This window comes from Microbacterium sp. Leaf351, assembly GCF_001423825.1.
Classification (GTDB): domain Bacteria; phylum Actinomycetota; class Actinomycetes; order Actinomycetales; family Microbacteriaceae; genus Microbacterium; species Microbacterium ginsengisoli.
Map to the genome: position 1 here is coordinate 53,479 of NZ_LMPK01000034.1, position 3,049 is coordinate 56,527.

Annotated in this window: 2 protein-coding genes and 2 pseudogenes; all 4 read right to left on the reverse strand. The window is 70.5% G+C overall.

The window, feature by feature from the left end; all coding sequences use genetic code 11:
• Positions 1–807, reverse strand: a pseudogene (locus ASG00_RS18045) (phenylalanine--tRNA ligase beta subunit-related protein); the annotation flags it as partial.
• Positions 807–1,853, reverse strand: a complete 1,047-nt coding sequence (pheS, locus tag ASG00_RS10380) for a phenylalanine--tRNA ligase subunit alpha (RefSeq protein WP_056209559.1) — start codon at positions 1,851–1,853, stop codon at positions 807–809. The pseudogene ASG00_RS18045 and the gene pheS, both read right to left, overlap by 1 nt.
• A 308-nt stretch (positions 1,854–2,161) precedes the next feature.
• Positions 2,162–2,780 (reverse strand): annotated as a pseudogene (locus ASG00_RS14550) (amino acid ABC transporter permease); the annotation flags it as partial.
• Positions 2,777–3,049: ABC transporter permease subunit (locus ASG00_RS18055; protein WP_235559483.1), on the reverse strand; the 273-nt coding region annotated here is incomplete at its 5' end. The pseudogene ASG00_RS14550 and the gene ASG00_RS18055, both read right to left, overlap by 4 nt.

Below are 3,049 nucleotides of genomic sequence, written 5' to 3' on the forward strand. Positions count from 1 at the left end.
GTAGTTGGTGATGTCGACGAGCACCGAGATCGAGCGGATGCCGGCCAGCGCGAGCCGGGCCACCATCCACGGGGGCGTCGGCCGCGACGGATCGACGCCGCGCACGACGCGTGCCGCGAACTGCGACGCACCGACGCGCCCGCGGATGGGTGCGGCATCCTCGATCGCGATCTCGACGCCCGCACCCGGGTCGACCCACCGCCCCTCGCGCGCGGGGTCGCGGAAGGCCGCACCGGTCGCGTGCGAATACTCGCGTGCGGCGCCGCGCAGCGACAGCGCATACCCGCGGTCGGGGGTCACGTTGATCTCCACGGCGACGTCGTCGAGACCGAGCAGGGCGATCGCATCGGTGCCGACCTCGGGGTCGAGGCCGAGCTCGGTGAGCCGCAGGATGCCGGAGTGGTCCTCGCCGAGGCCGAGCTCGCGCGCCGAGGCGATCATGCCGTCGGAGACGTGGCCGTAGGTCTTGCGGGCGGCGATCGGGAAGGGCCCCGGCAGAACTGCGCCGGGCAGCGTCACCACGACCTTGTCGCCCGCGAAGAAGTTGCCGGCGCCGCACACGATGCCGCGCACGCCGCCGTTCGCCTCGCCGACGTCGACCTGGCACCAGCGGATCGTCTTGCCGTTGGACTGCGGCTCGGGCTCGAACGAGACCACCTGGCCGACGACGACCGGACCGGTCACGTCGAAGGAGTGCACGTCCTCCTCTTCGAAGCCGACGCTCACGAACGAGGCGAGCACGTCCTCCGGGGTCGCGTCCGCAGGGACGTCCACATATTCACGCAGCCACGACAGCGGAATGCGCATCACACCACCATCCCGAACTGCTCGCTGAAGCGCACATCACCCTCGGCCATGTCGCGCATGTCCTGCACGTCGCTGCGGAACATGAGGGTGCGCTCGACCCCCATGCCGAACGCGAAGCCCGAGTACACCTCGGGGTCGAGGCCCGCCGCGCGCAGCACGTTGGGGTTGACCATGCCGCAGCCGCCCCACTCGATCCAGCGGGCGCCGCCCTTGAAGGTCGGATGCCACAGGTCGAGCTCGGCACTCGGCTCGGTGAACGGGAAGAAGTTCGCGCGGAAGCGCGTCTTCGCCTCGGCGCCGAACAGCTGCTTGGCGACGTGGTCGAGGGTGCCCTTCAGGTGCGCCATCGTGATGCCCTTGTCGACCACGAGTCCCTCGAACTGCGTGAAGACCGGCAGGTGCGTGGCGTCGAACTCATCGGTGCGGTACACGCGGCCGGGCGAGATGACGTAGATGGGCACATCACGCGAGAGCATGGTGCGCATCTGCACCGGGCTCGTCTGGGTGCGCAGCACCAGGTGGCGATCCACCGGGTCGACGTAGAAGGTGTCCTGCATCTGGCGCGCCGGGTGGTCGGGGTCGACGTTCAGCGCGTCGAAGTTGAACCACTCGTGCTCGAGCTCGGGACCCTCCGCGATCTCCCACCCCATGCCGACGAAGATGTCGCCGATCTGCTCCTGCAGGAGGGTCAGCGGATGCCGCGCCCCCACGCGCGTGCGCTGCGGCACGGCGGTGATGTCGACGCGCTCGCCCTCGAGCTTGGCGGCGAGCTCCGCTTCGGCGAGCGCGGTCTCGCGGGCGGCGAGCGCCTGCGTGACCTGCCCGCGGGCCTGGCCGACGAGCTTGCCGAACTCCGCCTTGCGGTCCGCGGGCACGTCGCGCATGCGCGCGTTCAGGCGCGCCAGCGGCGAGCCCTCCGCGACGTGCGCCTGTCGCGCCGCCTTCAGTTCGGCGGAATCGGATGCCGCGGCGATCGCCGCGACCGCGGCCTCGGCCGCAGCCGTCACCGCCTCGGGCGTGATCTCGTTCTCGGGTGCGTCGGACACGGGAATCGAGTCTACCGAGCGCCCAGGCTGTCTCAGGGCGCGGGCGGGGCGCCTTCGGCGCGCGGGGCGGCGAGGGACTCCGTGGTCGTCGCGGGGGCCGCGGCATCCGTGCCCGTCGCTCGCGGCGACCGGCGGGTGCGGCGCTCGACGACGTACGCGACGTAGGAGAGCGCCAGGCACAGGGCGACGTAGATCGCGCCGGCGATCAGCGCCGAGGGGATCAGCGGCGAGCCGAACTGCGGATTCGAGCCCAGCAGACGCGCGTAGTAGAGCAGCTCGGGGTAGGTGATGATGAAGCCGAGCGCGGNTGTCCTTGAGCGTGACGACCAGCTGCGCGATGATCACCGGCAGCATCGCGCGCAGCGCCTGGGGCAGCAGGATCAGGCGGAGCACCCCAGCCTTGCGCAGCCCGATGGCGTATCCCGCCTCCTTCTGACCGCGCGGCAGCGCCTCGACACCCGCGCGGATCACCTCGGAGAGCACGGAGCCGTTGTAGGCGATCAACGCGATCACCACCGCTCCGTAGCTCGGCAGCCGCAGCCCGAGCACGGGGAGCCCGTAGTAGAGCAGCAGCATGAAGACGAGCACCGGGATGGCGCGCAGCACCTCGACGACCGCGGTGACCGGGATGCGCACCCACGCGTGGTCGGAAAGACGCCCGATCGCGAGCACGAAGCCGAGCACGACCGAGCCGAGCGCGGCCGCGGCGAACGCCGACAGCGTCGCGATGGTGGCCTGTCCGAACTGCTCCCACACCCGGCTGTAGGTGAACAGCTCCCACTTCCGGGCAGAGAACTGACCGGTCTCGGCGAGACGCCAGATCGTCCAGGCGACGCCCGCGGCGACGACGAGCACGGTGACGACGCCGAGGATCCGGTTGCGCAGTCGCGCCCGAGGGCCGGGCACGTCGTAGAGGACGGAACTCATCGGGCCACCTTCCAGCGACGTTCGAGCACGCGCTGCAGCCACGCCAGCAGCAGCACGAGCACCACGAACACGACCATCACCCAGAGGATCGTGACGAGCTGGTTCTCCCCCAGCTCGCTCATGTTCGCGCGGATGTTGCCGAGGTTGACGACCGAGAAGCCGCTCGCCACGGTCGTGTTCTTCAGCAGGGCGATGAGCACGCTCATCATCGGCGGGATGACCGATCGGGTCGCCTGCGGCAGCACGACGTAGCCCATCACCTGCCCGAA